Annotated in this window: 17 protein-coding genes; 4 read left to right on the top strand and 13 right to left on the bottom strand. The window is 33.8% G+C overall.

The window, feature by feature from the left end:
* Positions 1 to 486 precede the first annotated feature (486 nt).
* The 5 genes from ACO05K_RS02425 to glmM all read right to left on the bottom strand — a co-directional run bounded on the left by ACO05K_RS02425 (position 487) and on the right by glmM (position 5,304).
* Entirely contained in the window at positions 487 to 1,386 is a 900-nt protein-coding gene (locus tag ACO05K_RS02425; protein WP_421942874.1) for an MBL fold metallo-hydrolase, read from the bottom strand.
* A 76-nt stretch (positions 1,387 to 1,462) separates the two neighbouring features.
* The gene (locus ACO05K_RS02420) at positions 1,463 to 1,666 is read right to left on the bottom strand and encodes a hypothetical protein (protein WP_421942873.1); all 204 of its coding nucleotides are present in this window, start codon (positions 1,664 to 1,666) and stop codon (positions 1,463 to 1,465) included.
* 135 nt (positions 1,667 to 1,801) lie between these two features.
* Positions 1,802 to 2,005: a hypothetical protein gene (locus tag ACO05K_RS02415; protein ID WP_421942872.1), complete on the bottom strand. Its 204-nt coding sequence runs from the start codon at positions 2,003 to 2,005 to the stop codon at positions 1,802 to 1,804.
* A 758-nt stretch (positions 2,006 to 2,763) separates the two neighbouring features.
* On the bottom strand, positions 2,764 to 3,912 hold the full coding sequence (locus ACO05K_RS02410) for a cysteine desulfurase family protein (protein ID WP_421942871.1): 1,149 nt from the start codon (positions 3,910 to 3,912) through the stop codon (positions 2,764 to 2,766).
* Between the two features lie 3 nt (positions 3,913 to 3,915).
* Positions 3,916 to 5,304 carry a phosphoglucosamine mutase gene (gene glmM / locus ACO05K_RS02405; RefSeq protein ID WP_421942870.1) on the bottom strand — a complete coding sequence of 463 codons (1,389 nt, stop codon included), beginning with the start codon at positions 5,302 to 5,304 and terminating at the stop codon, positions 3,916 to 3,918.
* A gap of 404 nt (positions 5,305 to 5,708) precedes the next feature.
* Here glmM and ACO05K_RS02400 point away from each other — a divergent pair, with 404 nt between their 5' ends.
* The 3 genes from ACO05K_RS02400 to ACO05K_RS02390 are packed head-to-tail and all read left to right on the top strand — an operon-like array spanning position 5,709 to position 7,723.
* Positions 5,709 to 6,440, top strand: coding sequence for a class I SAM-dependent methyltransferase (locus tag ACO05K_RS02400; protein WP_421942869.1), 732 nt, complete (start codon positions 5,709 to 5,711; stop codon positions 6,438 to 6,440).
* Entirely contained in the window at positions 6,437 to 7,000 is a 564-nt protein-coding gene (locus tag ACO05K_RS02395) for a phosphatase PAP2 family protein (RefSeq protein WP_421942868.1), read from the top strand. The genes ACO05K_RS02400 and ACO05K_RS02395 overlap by 4 nt, the downstream gene beginning before the upstream one ends.
* Positions 7,001 to 7,003: 3 nt before the next feature.
* The gene (locus ACO05K_RS02390; protein ID WP_421942867.1) at positions 7,004 to 7,723 is read left to right on the top strand and encodes a ZIP family metal transporter; all 720 of its coding nucleotides are present in this window, start codon (positions 7,004 to 7,006) and stop codon (positions 7,721 to 7,723) included.
* Positions 7,724 to 7,754: 31 nt separating this feature from the next.
* Here the strand turns inward: ACO05K_RS02390 and ACO05K_RS02385 are convergent, their stop codons facing one another.
* The 8 genes from ACO05K_RS02385 to ACO05K_RS02350 form a co-directional block, all read right to left on the bottom strand.
* Positions 7,755 to 7,898, bottom strand: coding sequence for a DUF5522 domain-containing protein (locus ACO05K_RS02385; RefSeq protein ID WP_421942866.1), 144 nt, complete (start codon positions 7,896 to 7,898; stop codon positions 7,755 to 7,757).
* 142 nt (positions 7,899 to 8,040) lie between these two features.
* On the bottom strand, positions 8,041 to 8,982 hold the full coding sequence (locus ACO05K_RS02380) for an exonuclease (protein ID WP_421942865.1): 942 nt from the start codon (positions 8,980 to 8,982) through the stop codon (positions 8,041 to 8,043).
* A 93-nt stretch (positions 8,983 to 9,075) separates the two neighbouring features.
* Positions 9,076 to 9,681, bottom strand: a complete 606-nt coding sequence (gene coaE, locus ACO05K_RS02375) for a dephospho-CoA kinase (protein WP_421942864.1) — start codon at positions 9,679 to 9,681, stop codon at positions 9,076 to 9,078.
* A complete protein-coding gene (locus ACO05K_RS02370; protein WP_421942863.1) occupies positions 9,681 to 10,628 on the bottom strand; it encodes a YbbR-like domain-containing protein in 948 nt (315 codons plus the stop codon). Before ACO05K_RS02370 ends, coaE begins: the two co-directional genes overlap by 1 nt.
* A 107-nt stretch (positions 10,629 to 10,735) precedes the next feature.
* Positions 10,736 to 11,050, bottom strand: a complete 315-nt coding sequence (yajC, locus tag ACO05K_RS02365; protein ID WP_421942862.1) for a preprotein translocase subunit YajC — start codon at positions 11,048 to 11,050, stop codon at positions 10,736 to 10,738.
* 87 nt (positions 11,051 to 11,137) lie between these two features.
* A complete protein-coding gene (locus ACO05K_RS02360; RefSeq protein ID WP_421942861.1) occupies positions 11,138 to 11,581 on the bottom strand; it encodes a DUF1573 domain-containing protein in 444 nt (147 codons plus the stop codon).
* A gap of 2 nt (positions 11,582 to 11,583) precedes the next feature.
* Complete coding sequence (gene nusB, locus ACO05K_RS02355) at positions 11,584 to 12,534, bottom strand: transcription antitermination factor NusB (protein WP_421942860.1); 951 nt, start codon at positions 12,532 to 12,534, stop codon at positions 11,584 to 11,586.
* Between the two features lie 45 nt (positions 12,535 to 12,579).
* Positions 12,580 to 13,668, bottom strand: coding sequence for a Glu/Leu/Phe/Val family dehydrogenase (locus tag ACO05K_RS02350; protein WP_421942859.1), 1,089 nt, complete (start codon positions 13,666 to 13,668; stop codon positions 12,580 to 12,582).
* Positions 13,669 to 14,480: 812 nt separating this feature from the next.
* Between ACO05K_RS02350 and ACO05K_RS02345 the strand changes: the two genes are divergently transcribed.
* Positions 14,481 to 16,271, top strand: coding sequence for an ABC transporter ATP-binding protein (locus tag ACO05K_RS02345; protein WP_421942858.1), 1,791 nt, complete (start codon positions 14,481 to 14,483; stop codon positions 16,269 to 16,271).
* Positions 16,272 to 16,320: the final 49 nt, after the last annotated feature.

Raw genomic sequence — 16,320 nt, 5'->3', positions numbered from 1 at the left:
TGTGTAACACAAATATAGCAGATAAGGCTTTAGTAATATTGATTTTGAAGCTGCTGTTTAGAATTATTTTAAATATAGAATGTTTATAAATTGAAAATAGATTTGATAGTTATTTTTTGTCTTAGCCAGACAGGCTGTCCACTTTTTCTTGATTAAAAGTGGAGCAAAAATCAAGGCTTTCGAACCTTTGTTGCAAATACTTAATAAATTTTATCCGAAATCCTAAGCTGTGTGAATGGTTGTGATGTATTTTAAGATTCTACTACACTCGTAGGATTTCTTGCTTCGATCGGTTATGCAGTGGTAATGCAACAAAATTTAATTAGTCTTTGCTGCCAAATCTTCTAATGCCGGATGCGCTAATCGGAAAGTTTGTAATGTTATGAAAATTTGTTCCTGTATAAGATTAAAAAGTTAATGACGAATTGTATTTAGAGCGCCCGTCATTCCCAATAAAATTGGGAATGATGAGAACATGAATAACTATTAAGCCCCTTTCAATTCATCATAAGCAGCAGTTAAGCTTCTTTGAATGCCTTCTCCTTGCCATTCTGAGGCATTTGGTATTGAAGTAATTTTTAAAATATCATCTTTTGATTTCCCGGCTTTAATTTCGCTCGACACTGTAGCTAATAAATTCTGTAAGTAGTTTTGAAAAGCTTTTACATCAGTCTTATTGCCCGTAATTTTTTCAGGTTCTCGGCTGTGGCCGAAAATGAAAAGCGTGTCGTTATCAAATTGATTGTGAATTTTATCTAATGCAGTAATCCAGTTACCAATGTGTGCGCCATTTTCTCTGTCTATATACGGAAACTTTCGGTTTGAAACTAAATCACCAACATGCACAATATTGGCATTTTCGAAATGGTAAATTGCATCGCCATTTGTATGGGCAGAACCATAGTAATAAGCACTTATTTTTTCGCCACCAACTGGTGCTTTCCAACCCGTACCGAAAGTTGTATCCGGAAGCAATTGTTTATCCAAATTATTTGCTTTTTCAGCTCCCCTTTTTTGGTTGACTAATGAGTTTTGATGCGCCACTACTTTTTCGGCAAGTCCTTTAAAAGCAATATTACCTGCAGTATGATCACCATGGTGGTGTGTGTTGATTAAATATTTAAAGGGTTTATCGCCAAGTTTTTTAAGTTCCTCGATAACATGAGGTGCAGAAGCCGGGAATTGGGCATCGACAACAACAAATCCATTTGGTGAGTTTAACCAACCAATGGTTCCACCCTGCTCTGTAAACACTCCAACATTATTTCTTAAGGCTTTAAAGTTATAAGCTCGAAGCATTTCCTTTTGAGCAAAAACATCAGTTTTATAAATAGAGAGCATAGCCATTGCTAATGCAGAATTCTTGATAAAATTTCTTCTTTCCATTTTTGGGATAAATTAAAAAACCACAACTTACAGCTGTGGTTTAAATTTAATAATTTTTTATTAGGAATCTTATCTATTAAATTCCAGAACCCGGTGTTGTACCCGGCTCGTGACCTGGGCCGAATGCATTATTTTTTCGACCTTTCTCTTTTTCGAATAGATTGGTTGCAACTTTTGATGATTTGTTATCATCAAGGTTTCTATTTTCTTTTACGTCTTCAGCTGTTTTATTAAGCAATTCGTTCTCAACGACTTTACCTTTTTCTTTATCTGTTCCCATAGTATTTTCAATTTGATGTATTAATGGAACACTTAAAGAATAACATTGTTTTCAATAGTAGTTTTTGGAATAGTTTTTAAACACAACAATTCCCTCTCTTAAAAACGATGAACTAAAGTTTAATTAGAAAAACAGCTACAACATTGCTCCAGGTAACTTTCTTAATTCGTGGATGCAGCCAAATGAATTAAATTTTCTCTTGTGAATTTTATTAAAATGGTGTGAAGATTCGAATGAAAACGGTGCCAAAATAAATTTGTAGATGTGTTTTCTTTCTGTTTTTTCTAACTTTTCAGACTGAGGATTCTCTTGTTCTGATTTTGATTGATAATTTTCCATAACGATAAGATTTATAGAAAGCAGGTACTTTCTGGGTTTATAAATTTCAAATTCGTTAAACCTTATACTGATGGGATTTTAATAAGGTTTCGTTAAGGAACTATATGTTCTTGGTAACAGGATTACCATTATCTCTATTAAATTTAAGCTTTTGTTTTGAGATTTGCAAGAGGAGATTTTTTCCTCACCGTCGGAATGACTCTTTCTTTTTTCTTGATAAAAAAGAAACAAAAAATCAAGGCTTGCACCTGATTTTGGAAAAAATCGTCAAACCGTTATTGAAATAATTTGAGGTCATTGCTTTTGCGCTCTTCATCCATCACACAGACTGCAAATTCTTTTGTTAAGTGGGTTATAAAAGAATTTGCACACGGTTATCAACGCTTTTTCCTAAAATCATTTGCTATGCCCATTCATGCTTGGTAAAATTTATGATGTTTTAAAAGTTTGCCTTTCACCTCATAGCTTCTAAGGGAACTAGCCAACTCCCATCCTCATTTTCGAGAATAGAGCGTGAGTGGTTTTTCTGTTCCTAGTAACCACAAAACTTTGTAATCTAAACCTGATTGCCGTGGAAACCAAAAGCTTTTTCTGCTTTTGTTGGAACAGAAAGCAGGACGAACATTAAAAGAGGTGATGAAATTGCTTTTCAAAAAAAATAAATTTCTAAAACCTCACAAAAAGACAAAATATAATTTAGAAAGCACAAAAAAAGTCCCGAATTTCTCCGAGACTGTTCCTATTTGGTTAATGATATTTTAGGCTAAAGCGTTTTGCTTAACCACCATTTTTACTTTTTCGATTACATAATCCAAATCTTCTTTGGTTGTATATTTACTGAAAGAGAAACGAACTGAAGGACGATTCGGATCTGCTTTGATGCCATTTAAAACATGCGAACCAATATTTGAGCCTGATGAACAAGCACTACCACCAGATGCGCAAATGCCGTTAATATCCAAATTGAAAAGCAACATATCTGCCATATCCATCTCCGGGAAGGAAACGTTTAAGACAGTGTAAAGGCTTTTATCTGAATCAGTTTCTCCGTTGAAACCTATTCCTGGAATTTCGGCAATTAATTGTTCTTTTAAATAATCTTTTAAGCCCTGGATATGATTTTGATGTTCTTGCATTTCTGCATAAGCAATTTCTAAAGCTTTTGCCAAGCCAACAATACCATAAACATTTTCGGTTCCGCCACGCATATTACGCTCTTGTGAGCCACCGTAAATCATTGGTGGAATTTTAATGTTGCTGTTTACATATAAAAACCCAACGCCTTTTGGTCCGTGTAATTTATGCGCTGCACAAACAATAAAATGAGCTTTAAGTTCACGTACATTGTGAACATAATGGCCCATAGTTTGAACAGTATCTGCGTGATAAATTGCATTGTATTTCTCGCAGATATCGCCAACTTTAATCATATCGGTTAATGTACCCAATTCGTTATTGGCATGCATTAACGACACAAATGTGCGTTCGTTATTTTGTAGTAACTCTTCTAAATGATTATAATCTACATTGCCTTTTTCATCGATGTTTACAAAGCTTAGTTTATCAATTTCACCATTTTTAAGCATCATGTTTAAGGTATGCTCTACTGCATGGTGCTCGATTTTTGAAGTTATCGCGTGCTTGATTCCATAAGCTGAAATGCCACAACGAATGGCTGTATTATCGGCTTCTGTACCACCCGAAGTGAAAAATATTTCTGATGGAGAAGCACCTAAAAGATTAGCCACAGTTTTACGAGCCTTTTCTACCAAGGTTCTAACTTCCCTGCCCAATGCATGAATTGCTGATGGATTACCAAAGTAATTTTCCATCACGTTAGTCATTTCTGCAATTACATCTTTATCTAAAGGCGTAGTTGCGGCATTATCTAGATAAACTCTTTTCATGTACTAATTTAATTTAAGGATTTCCTTTATATCAGATATGATTTTATTCGCCAGGTTTTCTGCAACGGTTTCATTTTCTGCTTCGCTATAAATACGGATAATTGGCTCAGTATTAGAACGACGTAAATGTACCCATGTTTTATCGAACTCGATTTTTAAACCATCGATAGTGCTGTAAGGCTGGTTTTTATATTTCTCTTCAACCTGTTTCAATAAATTATCGATATCCATTTCTGGCGTAAGGGTAATTTTATTTTTAGAGATGTGGTATTGAGGATAACTACTTCTTAACAATGAAATAGATTTACCAAATTTTGCCAAATGCGTTAAAAATAAAGCAATACCTACTAAAGCATCTCTACCGTAGTGAGATTCCGGATAGATGATACCACCATTACCTTCGCCGCCGATAACAGCATTGGTTTCTTTCATTTTATTTACAACGTTTACCTCTCCTACCGCCGAAGCGTTATATGTTGAGCCTGCTTTTTCAGTAACATCGCGTAATGCACGTGTTGATGAAAGATTTGAAACCGTATTACCCGGTGTGTTTTTAAGTACATAATCTGCAACGGCTACCAAAGTATATTCTTCGCCAAACATACTTCCATCTTCGTTTACAAAACACAAACGATCAACATCCGGGTCTACAACGATACCTAAATCTGCATTTTGCTTTTGTACTTCTTTAGAAATTTCAGTTAAGTTTTCTGGAAGTGGTTCTGGATTGTGCGGAAAATGGCCATCTGGAGTACAATATAATTCAGTAATCTTAGTAACGCCCAAAGCTTTTAATAAAGCAGGAATAAAAATACCACCGGTTGAATTAACACAATCGATAACAACTTTAAAATCAGCTTTTTTAATGGCTTCAACATCTACCAAAGGCAATGCTAAAACTTTATCTATGTGTTTTTGTAAGTAAGTATCATTTTTAATTACTTTGCCAAGCTTATCAACATCAGCAAAATCAAAAGCTGCACTTTCTGCTAAATCTAAAACTTCTTTACCATCTAAATCACTAATAAATTCGCCATTTGCGTTTAATAATTTTAAAGCGTTCCACTGTTTTGGGTTATGGCTTGCAGTTAAAATAATTCCGCCACCTGCTTGTTCATCAGGTACTGCAACTTCTACGGTTGGTGTGGTTGATAGACCTAAATCGATCACTTCTATACCTAAACCTTGAAGTGTACCGATAACCAAATTGTTAACCATTTCGCCAGAAATGCGGGCATCTCTACCTAAAACAATTCTTTTATTACCTGTTTTTTGTACTACCCAGCTACCAAAAGCTGCTGTAAATTTTACTACATCTATAGGTGTTAAGCCGTTTCCAGCTTGTCCGCCAATGGTTCCTCGTATTCCCGAAATCGATTTTATTAAAGTCACTTTTTGTATTTTATTTTAGAGGTTCAAAAATAGCAAAAAAAATAAGATAGCAGTTATTTTACGCAGGTTCAAAGCTTTAATTTACATTCTGTTTATATCTATTATGCTATGTATTTAGTGGAATTTGTGTTAGCGCACTTAATCAAACGTATGAGTATCTTTAATCTTTATGGAAGATTTTAAGAGATTATTTTGCATTAATTATCATCCAACTTTCTGAATATGCAATAATGTTGCATAAATTAACTTCAAAACTTTATTGGGAGTTGTAAAAGCTTATATTTGCGCATTATTAAATTTTAGCGACTGCGCAAAAGAAAATAGGATTTCGGTTAGAATTATATTCAGCGTTTAATTCTATTTTATCTAATTTTGCGGCTTTCCAAAATAAAAAAGCTTTTTATATGCAGCGCAAGTGGTTTCAGTATTGGTTTAATTCGCCGTATTATCATATCCTTTATCAACAGAGAAATGATGCTGAAGCTGAATTTTTTATAGATAACTTAACTAATTACCTAAAACCCGAAGCAGATTCAAAAATGTTGGATATTGCTTGCGGTAAAGGCAGGCATTCTATTTACCTGAACAAAAAAGGTTTCGATGTTACAGGCATAGATTTATCAGAACAGAGCATTAAATACGCCAGACAGTTTGAAAATAACAAGCTGCATTTTTTAGTTCACGATATGCGCAGATTGTTTTACATCAATTACTTTGATGTTGCAATGAATCTGTTTACGAGTTTTGGATATTTCGATACTGAAAAAGACCATGTAAATGCTTTAAAAACCTTTAGAAAGTCTTTAAAAGCTGATGGAATGTTAGTTATCGATTACTTCAATACCGCCAAAATCATCAGAAACTTAAATTCTTGCGAAGCGAAATCACTTGATGGAATTACCTTTAACATCACTAAAAATGTTGTGGATGGGAAAATCATTAAAAAGATAAATTTCGAAGATAAAGGTAAAGTATTCAATTTTGAAGAGCGTGTTCAAGCATTTAGTTTAGAAGATTTTGAGCGTATGCTTACTAAAGCAGGTATAGTTATCGATAAAATTTTCGGCAATTATGCGCTGGAGCATTATGATGAATGTACATCAGACAGATTAATTTTAATTTGTAAAAAAGCATGATAGAAAACATACAGCAATTTGATGTTGAGTTGTTTTTGAAAATCCACCGTGGTTTATCAAATGGCTTTTTCGATTGGTTAATGCCTTTAATGCGCAACCGTTTTTTTTGGTCGCCACTTTACTTATTCATTGTTATTTTTTGTATAAAACAATATAAAAAGCAAGGCTATTACATTATTGCAATGTTGCTTTTTACATTCGCCATGGGCGATCTAATAGCTTCAAGATTAATTAAACCATTTATTGCGAGAGTAAGGCCATGCAACGATTTTAGTCTTTCAAATGAAATTATTCATCGTGTACCTTGTGGAAGTGGATTGAGTTTTCCTTCGGCACACGCTACAAATCATTTTGCGATAGCCGTTTTCTTAATCTGTATTTTTTACAGCCGATGGAAACCAATATTACCAATCGGCATATTTTGGGCGGCAATTATTAGTTTTGCTCAGGTTTATGTTGGCGTACATTATCCAGTTGATGTTATCAGCGGGGCAATATTAGGAACAATAATCGGTTTTATGTGTTCAAGAATTTTTAAGAAATTACAACCTGATTTTTAAGCTATGGAAATCTGGAAATTCGCTGTACTTTTTTTCTGCGCCTTATTAGGAGGTTCATCTATATTCTTGGTTAAAAGCGATAAATCTAAATTACTGAAACTGATTTTATCATTTAGTGGCGCCTATCTTTTTGGTATTACAGTTTTACATTTAATTCCTGATGCTTACAGCGGACCAGATAAATGGCAAATCGGTATTTTTATATTGATAGGATTTTTACTTCAGATATTTTTGGAACAATTTTCTGAAGGCGTTGAACATGGTCATATTCACAAACATCACGATGGTCATGTTTTTCCTTTTGGAATAATGATAAGCTTATGTTTACACGCCTTTTTGGAAGGAATGCCGCTTGCGAAAGACCAACATAACGAATTGATATTCGGAATATCATTACACCACATTCCCGCTGCGTTTGCATTAGCGAGTATTTTGATGCAAAATCACTTCAAAAAAGGCAGTATTGTGCTCTATTTAATTATTTTTGCAATAATGGCACCACTAGGCTTTTATGTAAGTGTTGGTTTGAGCAATGGAACAATTGGTGGTATAGATGCGTATTTCAATAAAATTATGGGTATTGTGATTGGTATTTTCTTACACATTTCTACTACAATTTTATTCGAATCAAGCGCCGACCATAAAATTAATACCCGCAAAATGATAGCGGTTTTAATGGGAATTGGGGTTTCACTGATTGGTTTTTTTGCCGGAGGGCATTAAATATTGAATTTTAAAGCAGGATTGAAACTAATCACTTCTTCCCCTTCTTTTTACCAAAACCCCACGGACAGTGTTTACATTTATTCTTGCAACAATAGCCACGCTTTAAATGATAGGCTACTGTAAAAACCATCAATCCATCTTCATTAAAATAAAAGTCTTCGCCTTCTTTCATATTTAATTATTGATTGAGTGAATTTTGAATGATTGAATATGAAAACATTAGGTATTGAATTATTGGGTTAACAAATTTATTTGTGTCAGCATTATTTTATCATTCTATCATTCATTAATTCTATTTTTCACTCATTCTATCTTTAATTCATTATCTTGATTTCCAACCTACCCTTAAAATATTCTTTCAGCTGTTTGCCATCGCCATGCAAGGTCCAAACTTGTTTAGGTTTTACTTTCTCGATGGTTTCTAATATGGCATTCCAATCTGCATGATCGGAAATGTATAAAGCTATTCCATTTTGCTGTTGTAAATTTTTCCATCCCGATGCAAATGCCCGTACAACGTTTATTGCTTTATGGTAACTATGAAAAACCATTGGTGGTACAATGTAAACCTGATGTTCTTGATTGTTCTTCATCACTTTTCTATCGTACATTTTGTAATCTCCCAACTTAACACCATAATTTTCGTAAATCTTTACAAATGGCATAATGCTGTGATGCACCATAATGTTTTTGGTAGGACAATTTTGATTCAGTAATTGAATAATACGTTGGCTTTTACCTAAAGTATAAGCGCCAAGCATAATATTTGAGTTGGTTTCGTTCAATTTGCTTATTTCATCAATTGGAGATGGATGTTTGGTTTCAGGATTTGCGAAAGTACTCTCCGTAATTAAAACATCGGCTTCGATAAATTCATAAGGTTCACAAGTATCATCTGCTTCAATTTTATAATCTCCAGTATAAAGGTATTTTACGCCTTGATATTCCATTAAAATCTGCGCTGAACCTAAGATATGTCCGGCTGAATAAAACGTTATTGCAACATCGTTAATTTTAAAAGTTTCATGATATGCTTTTACATGAAAATCAACCGCTGCAAATTTGCGATACCGATGTTCCATAAAAGTTTTAGTTGGAGCTGTACAATATACATTTTGACTTCCTCCTATCGCATGATCGCCATGTGCGTGAGAAACTACCGCATTTTGAACGGGTTGTTGCGGATCTAAATAAAAATCACCGTAAATACAGTACAATCCAGTTGGGGTAATTGTAATAAAATCTTCTAAAATCATGAATAGGATTTAATGATAAGGCAGGATTTAAAATGAATGTGAGCTTCAGATTTACAGATTAAAGTTTGAAATTTATTTATATTATTTCAAGAATCACTTATGATTTGAAGCGATATCTAAAAACTTTTTGTGTAAAACTAATACCTGTTCGATAATTGAATTCTCTTCGTCGTTTACAATAAAATGGTTTGCCAGTTCAGACTTCTCTTCATCGCTCAGTTGTTTATCCATTCGGGCTTTTACTTGTTCTGCAGTTGCGCCATCGCGTTGCATTACTCTTTTAAGCTTAATATCCAAAGGAGCAGTTACCAAGATTGTTGTATCAGCCATTTTGTAAGAACCACTTTCAAACAATAAAGCAGCTTCCTTTAGCGAATATGGAACATTAGAATCAATCTCTGCTTCCCAGATATCAAAAGCTCTAAATACGGCTGGATGAACCAAGGCATTTAGTTTTGCCAATTCAAATTCATTGTTAAAAACGATGCCTGCAATATGCTTGTTATTGAGTTTTCCATCTTCAAAATAGCTTTCATTACCGAAGGTATTTTTTACACCATCAATAAGTAAAGTATCAGTAACCATTATTTCTTTTGCAACTGTATCGGCATAAAAAACCGGAATGCCTAAAACTTCAAACACCTTACAAACAGTAGTTTTACCACTTCCAATTCCGCCTGTTATACCAACTTTATACATTATTTTTCTACAACGAAATCAATTTTTGAAGGAACAATACGAACCAACTTGCAATAATTTGGAAACTGAGATATTTTAACTGAAAATTGATGGTGATTAAGTTTCTGCCATTCATCTGCATCAACGGTGGCTGTAATAAAATTTTCATCAACCTGCTCATAATTACTTAACGCAACCAAAAATGTAACTTTTACTTTCTTAGGATAAAGCTTTATGCTATTGTAATTCCAGTTATTGGTAATCTTTAATGGAACTTCAATTGTTTTCTCAGTAAACTCATCAACCGGGAGTTTTACCTCCACAATAGATGGGAAAATATTTACATTTTTTAATGTGCTATGCTGTAATGCAACCCTAACAGTAGCATTGTTTTGAACTTTAACCAATTTCAGGGTGTCAGTATTCCAGCTTTCAATTTTTTGTAGCTCTTCAATTGGTCCGGTTACAGTCACTTCCTGAGGGGTAAGTTTTATATCATTTGAAATGCCATATTGCTTTACAAAATCTATTTTCTGCACTAATCTAATGTTAACCTTCTTTGTGGATCTTTTTGTAAAATCGAAGTACAATGTATCTGGCTTTACCGAAATTATTTTTTGCGAACTTTCTAATTGTTTGTTTATTCCGTAAAGCTGGTCTGAAAGCACTACATAATCTCTCCTATTTAACTGATTTAAACTAACAGATATTGATTGTGGATTTACCCTTAACCTTGCAAAAAGCAATTGCCAACCTGTACCTTCAACTTTTAAATCAACCGTATCAGATTGAGATGGATGAAATGCTCTTTTTTGAGGGAAGTTTTTATAAATAAGTACCGTTTTTGCTGTATACTCATACTTATTGTTTAATGCCATAAAAAGCCAGGCAGCAATTGCTAAGAGCAGACAAGCAAGTAAGCTTATTACACGTCTTTTTTCTATCTGAGTTAACTTGATAAACGGCATATAAATTATAAATATGAACTTTAAGAAAAGCTACATATCCAAATGTAGTAAAACAAAAACAGTCTCGAAAGTTTTCGAGACTGCTATAAAAATCAAATCAATTTTGATTATGCTTTTGGAGTTGCTGCAGCTTTAGTTGCGTCTAGCGAAACTGCCGATTTATCGAAACGTAATTTAGCTCCGAATTCAGATTCGATTACAAAAGTAGTTTCGTTCATGTCGATAATTTTTCCATGAATACCTGCTGTTGTAATTACTTTATCGCCTTTACCTAATTCTGCTACTAATTTTTTATGATCTTTTGCTTTTTTAACCTGTGGACGAATCATGAAAAAGTAGAAAACTACCATGATTAATACCATTGGTACAACCGTACCCAACATACCACCACCTGCTGCTTGTAAAATTACTGTCGAAGTCATTTCTTTTTTTATTTGTGTTGTTAAAAACCTTTAACTGATTAAACTATCTAAATTGATTATTTTGATATTATCTATCGATATAAACAATTATTTCTTTGCAAGCACCTCGCCTACTAAATGTACTGTACTAATATTTGGATTTGCATTTGATACCACCGTAACAACTTTATCCTGCATGCCAACTTTACCTTCGCTGTTAAACACAACTTTAATAACACCTTCTTTGCCTGGTAATATTGGTTCTTTTGGTGTTTCTGGAATTGTGCAGCCGCAAGTTGCAGTAGCGTTCGAAATAATTAATGGACTTTTACCAGTGTTTTTGAACTTAAATTCGTGTTCAGCTTTTTCGCCTTCATTAATTTTTTCAAAATCGTAAATTTCACGTTCAAATGTAATTACCGGAGCATCTGCAGGAGCAATTTTTGATGTTGCTGAACTATCGCTAGAAGTTACTTCCGCTGTCGAGTTATTTGCATTACGACAAGCTGTAAATGATAAAGCTACAATTACTAGGATGAATACTTTTTTCATATTTATTCTTCAATTAATCCGCGACCGATTTTCTTAATCGTATTGTTCTTTTTAAGGTCGCCTAAAATTTTATCTAAAATACCGTTAATAAACGAATTACTTTTCGGTGTACTGTAATCTTTTGATAACTCTAAGTATTCGTTGATTGTAACCTTAACAGGGATAGATGGGAAATTAAGCAATTCGCAAATTGCCATTTTCATTAAAATTGTATCCATTAAAGCAATACGTTCCGATTCCCAGTTTTTAGTTCTATCGGCAATCATATCCTGGTATTTTGCATCATTCTGTAAAGTATGCACAAATAAATCTTGTACAAATTTGCTATCCTCAATCCAATCTGCGCTAATTTCAGTCAGTTTGTTTTTGAAAGGATCATCAAACGTAAAGTTTTTCAAGGTCTTAGCAACCATCCCTTTCATTACCTCATGATCTACCTGCCAGTTGATAAATTTCTCTTCAAAAACCTGAATAATTCCTTGATTTTTTAAGATTATTTTTCTGAAAATGTATTTGATAATATCTTTTGATGATTCTAAACTTTCGTTCGGATCTGCAAGATATTCGGCATATTCTTTTGATGCTTTTAAAGAGTTGTAAACTGTTTTACGAATTTCCGGATCGAAGCCCCAATCTACTTTATATTTTTTAATTGCCGAGATGTATTCAGGGTTTTGCTGCATTAAAACACTGAATTTGTTATGAAGCAATTTCAGGTTAGGATTAATATCCTCAGCTGTTTTGATGTATTTGTTGGCACGTTCAGCAGCATCGTTGGCTGTAAACTCAGTAACCTCTACCATTAAAGATAGCATCCAGATATACATTTCGTATACGCTATCAATACTTTGCATTAAGATTTTTAAATCACCTTTAATGTCTTTTTTATCCGCCATGTGCCAAGCAAAAATGTTTTGCAAAGCTTTGATTCTTAAGTGCCTTCTATTTAACATGAATGTAAGAACGAGTGTGGTTTGTTAAACCGGTTAATAAATTATTTAATATGTTGATTTTATTTTTTTTATATCCGCAATTCTTTTTTCAGCTATGCGGTTTGCTGCAATATTTGTTGGTATTTGTTCGGTTTTGCTAAGCTTAATTACGTTTCTGGTTGCCTCGTAAATGTTTTCTGTAAGTTGTACAGTACGTTTTTTGCCAAAGCCGGTTAATTCAGAGTAACAAGCAATTAAGCCGCCTGCATTAATTAAATAATCCGGAGCAAAAAGAATACCTTTTTTCAAAAGCAATTCGCTATCCAAAACCTCATCTTTTAACTGGTTATTTGCCGAACCTGCAATAATTGCAAACTTCATGCGCTCAATGGTTTTGTTATTAACCGTTGCACCCATAGCGCAAGGTGCATAAACATCAGCATCTATTCCAAAAATTTTGTCGGCTTCAATAGGTTTAGCTTTATATTTTCTGGCAACGTAAGTAAGCTGTTCCTGATTAATATCGCTGATTAAAACTTCGGCATTTTCTTTTCTAAGCAAAGCAACTAAATGCTCGCCAACGTTACCAATTCCTTGTACAACAACTGTTCTGCCTGCAAGCATATCGGTACCAAAAACTTCTTTAACACTTGCTTTAATGCCCAAATAAACGCCTTGGGCAGTAAATGGAGCCGGATTACCTGCACCACCTAAAGATTCTGGCACACCCGTAACGTGATTGGTTTCCATACGAATGTATTCCATATCACGCGTATTGGTTCCCATTTCTTCGGCCGTAATAAATTCGCCATTCAGGTTTTTAATAAACCTGCCATAGCTACGCATTAAAGTTTCTGATTTGTCTTTTCTGGAATCGCCAATAATTACACCTTTACCGCCACCTAAATTTAAGCCGGTAATGGCTGATTTGTAAGTCATTCCTCTCGATAAACGAAGGGCATCTTCTAAAGCTTCGGCTTCTGTCGTGTAGCTCCACATGCGTGTTCCACCCAAAGCCGGACCTAAAGTTGTATCGTGAATTGCAATAATTGCTTTTAAGCCAGTGTCGGGATCATTACAAAAAACCAACTTCTTGTGCCCGTAAGCACTTAATTGCTCTAAAATTGATGAATCTGACGAAGAATTTACTGGCATAATGAACGTTAGGCTAACCTGCTGCAAAATTAAAATAAAAAACCATTATTACACGTATTTAACTAAACTATAACAAAATTAATTCAGCGTGGCTACTGCAGACATCATTTATTAGGCTCAAAGTTTTACTTATCTCTATTTTATTTTCTTGAAAATCAGTTAAAGTAATGCTTCGGCAATTGCAGTCCCGCCATTTGCTACAATCTTTTTGTTGGCTTTTGCCGATTGAAAGTTTTTGTATACAAAAAGTATTTCTGCTGCTGTCGGGTTTAAATAACTTCTTTAGGAATTGTTGGGAAGGTTTAACCACCCCTTGCCTCCCGAAGGGACGGGACAAGCTCTCCTAAATTAGGAGGGGAGTTGTTTCTGCTGTTATAAAATGTGATGGGTATTTTGAAGTTTGATGCATTTGACCCAATGCAAACTTTTGTCTTAAAGTATTTAGCTAAAGCCACATTATGCAAAATAACAGGCAGCTAAAGCAGCCTGAAATGAACTTGTACATTCTTTATAAAATAATGCGTTTAAGAAATTTGCTGTTCATTGCCGTTGGTTTCAACCATCTGATAATAGAAAATCAGATAGGAAATTTGAATTCAAGGCTTCAGTTTTAAGTTAATTAAACCCGACAGCAGCGAACACGCAGCCGAATTTTTATGAGGCAAGTAAAGCAAATGGCGGGACCAACCTTAACCGATAAAAAACTGAAACCTGCTTTTCAAAACCTTAAAAATGTCATTAGTTTTTAAAGCTTAAATACTTAACCACAAATATGCGGTGTAGAATAACAAATTTATCTAAGTTTGTATAGTATGAAACACCTGAGTCGCTTAAATAAATATTTTCTGAAATATAAATGGTGGATTATTCCGGGAAGTATTTTCGTTGTAATTTCTAATATTTTTGGTGTTGTACCTGCTCAGGTAATTGGTTACGCTTTCGATTTAATTACTGAAAACATTCAGATTTACAATCTTTTTGATGGTTTTAACCGACAAGAACTTGTTTATAATATTTTCAGTAATAGCCTTTTATATTTCGGCTTTTTAGTTATTGCACTTTACGTTTTAAGAGGTCTGTTTTTATTTTTTATGCGACAAACCATTATTTTAATGTCGCGGCATATCGAATTTGATATGAAGAATGATATTTACCAGCATTACCAAAAACTTAGTTTAGGTTTTTATAGAAGAAACAACACGGGCGATTTAATGAATCGTGCTACTGAAGATGTAAACAGGGTGAGAATGTACGTTGGTCCGGCGATAATGTATACCATAAATACGTTTGTTTTATCGGTTCTTATTATTTGGTCTATGTTTGATGTAAATTCAAAATTGGCCATTTATTGTTTGTTACCGCTGCCTTTTCTTGTTGTTATTATATATTATGTAAATACACTGATTTTTAAAAAAAGCGGTAAAATACAAGAAAGACTTTCGAGTTTATCAACCTTTGTTCAAGAGCGATTATCGGGCATTAGAATTATAAAATCTTACGTACGCGAAGATTATACGCGTAATATGTTCGAGATTCAAAGCAACGACTATAAAAAAGACTCGATGAGTTTGGTAAAAGTTTCGGCGCTTTTTTACCCAACAATGCTGTTATTAATTGGCTTAAGTACAATTTTAACCATTTACATTGGTGGTGTACAAGTAATGAATGGTAGTATTACTGCTGGTAATATTGCTGAATTTATCATTTACATCAATCAGTTAACCTTCCCGGTAACGATGTTGGGCTGGGTTACATCACTAATACAAAGAGCTGCTGCATCGCAAAAAAGAGTTAATGAGTTTTTGGATATTCCTTCTGATATTCAATCTAATAATGATGAAAGTAGAGTAGTTAATGGTAATATTTCATTCAAAAATGTAAGTTTCACTTATCCAGATACTGGCATTAAGGCTTTAAAAGATGTAAGTTTTGAAATAAAAAGCGGAGAATTTGTTGCCATAATTGGCAAAACTGGTTCAGGAAAATCGACTTTGGCAAACCTGATAATGCGAATGTATGATGTTGATAGCGGGGCAATTAATATTGATGGAGAGAATTTGAAAGGTTTAAATCTAAAAGATTACAGAACTCAAATTGGCTTTGTACCACAGGAAGTTTTTCTTTTTTCGGATACAATTAAAAATAATATTGCCTTTGGTTTAGACAAAGTAACGGATGATGAAGTTTATGATGCAGCTAAAAATGCATCGGTTTATAACAACATATTAGACTTTGAAGAACGTTTTGAAACCATGCTTGGTGAACGTGGCATAACCCTTTCTGGCGGACAAAAGCAGCGTGTTTCTATTGCAAGAGCTTTAATTAAATCGCCAAGGATTTTAATATTTGATGATTGTCTTTCTGCGGTTGATACCAAAACTGAAGAAGAAATTCTTCAAAATTTGGGAAAAATAATGCTTAATAAAACCAGCATTTTAATTGCTCATAGAATTTCGACTATAAAAAATGCTGATAAAATTTTGGTTTTAGATGACGGAAAGATAATAGAACAAGGCACACATAATGAATTGATTAGCTTGAATGGCAGTTATACAGAGCTTTACAACAACCAGCTATTAGAAGAAGAGAGCCGTACTGCTTAATTTGTGTTAAATACTATTTTGAACTTTAAATATTTGCTTTATATTTACC

This window comes from Pedobacter sp., assembly GCF_965227205.1.
In the GTDB taxonomy this organism is placed as follows: domain Bacteria; phylum Bacteroidota; class Bacteroidia; order Sphingobacteriales; family Sphingobacteriaceae; genus Pedobacter.
The sequence above is the reverse complement of the archived record's forward strand: the minus strand, read 5'-3'. Positions and strand labels throughout refer to the sequence as shown.